The sequence below is a fragment of the Ruminococcus sporogenes genome (assembly GCF_054655175.1).
This window is the reverse complement of the sequence record NZ_BAAHOA010000024.1, coordinates 1-1390: the sequence shown is the minus strand read 5'-3', so window position 1 is coordinate 1390 and position 1390 is coordinate 1. Positions and strand designations below refer to the sequence as shown.

2 protein-coding genes are annotated in these 1390 nt (G+C 41.0%); both read left to right on the top strand.

Translation table 11 applies throughout. The features are described from left to right. Positions 1-65 precede the first annotated feature (65 nt). Positions 66-908 carry a tRNA sulfurtransferase gene (locus tag ACYQ0N_RS15230; RefSeq protein ID WP_460163168.1) on the top strand — a complete coding sequence of 281 codons (843 nt, stop codon included), beginning with the start codon at positions 66-68 and terminating at the stop codon, positions 906-908. Beyond that, positions 892-1390: MBL fold metallo-hydrolase (locus tag ACYQ0N_RS15225; protein WP_460163167.1), on the top strand; the 499-nt coding region annotated here is incomplete at its 3' end. The genes ACYQ0N_RS15230 and ACYQ0N_RS15225, both read left to right, overlap by 17 nt.

Sequence of the window (1390 nt, the reverse complement as noted above, 5' to 3'; positions counted from 1 at the left end):
TAAGGTACACTCTTTCCCTACACGACGCTCTTCCGATCTAGGAGATAAAGAAATTTTTTTCTTCATTGAGAATTGATAAAAAATTCAGAGTAAGTGTTAATAGGAGGTCTAAAAATTTCCCATATTCCAGCCAGGAATTCTCTGGAATACTAGGCGAAATTGTATTGAAAAACAACCCTAATGCAAGAGTGGATCTAGAAAATTATGAAGTCAATTTGGGTTTAGATATAGGTGAAGACTGGGCATACTTTTATGATAATGTCTATGAGGGTCCTGGCGGTATTCCAGTTAGATCTCAGGGGAAAGGCGTGGTACTTATATCTGGTGGTATAGATTCCCCTGTTGCAGCATATTTAATGCTAAAAAGGGGAATGGAGATTTCCCTGATTCATTACTTCCAGAGCTCCAGATTGCTTGAAAAGGTATTTAGAAATAAAGAACTGCTTGAGGAATATAGTCCATATCCCATAGAGATAAAGATAGTGGACCATAGGAAGCTTTTGGGACCTACCGTCCTGAAACTCAGGAAGGAAGGGAAGGAAAGGTGGACCTGTTTGTTCTGTAAGAATCTCATGTATAAGGAAGCGGAGAAATATGCCAGGGAAATAGGAGCAAGGGCCATAGTTACAGGGGAGAATCTGGGACAAGTGGCAAGCCAAACATTGGACAATCTCGCCACCATCGAATCGGATTTTCATTTTCCAATCTTCAGACCTTTGATAGGATTCGATAAACTTGAGATAGAAAGGATATCGGAAAAGATAGGGGCATTTGATATTTTTATATCAGTGGGCTCATCTTGTGATTGCTTCTTCCTTCCTCCAAGACCAAAGACTAAAAGCGATTCCAAGGAATTCCTAGATCTGGAGGCAAGGATAATGGGTGAGACCAATGATAACATCAATTAGGGTTTATTTGCTGGGAACTGGTGGATCTTGGCCTACCCCATTTAGGGGGACAGCCGGAGTGGCAGTGAGAATGGATGATGAAGCTGTCTTATTCGACTGTGGGGAATATACCCAGGTGAGACTTATGAAGAGTTCGTTATCTTTGATGAAGATCAAGCGGATATTCATCACCCATTTCCACGGAGATCATTTTCTTGGACTCCCAGGATTGATTCAGACCATGAGCTTATTCGGGAGGAAAGAACCCCTGGAAATATATGGACCAATAGGAGCTGACATGATTATTCCATCAGCCCTGTCCATAGGATATTATGACCTTTCATTTGAAATTAAGGTAAAGGAGCTTGGTAACCAGGGCGAACTGGATTTTGGGGAATATAAAGTTATGTACAAGAAGTCCAACCATGTTATTCCATCTCTCTCTTACTCCATCAAAGAGAAGGATCATTTTAGATTCGATGAAGAAAAGAGATCGGAAGAGC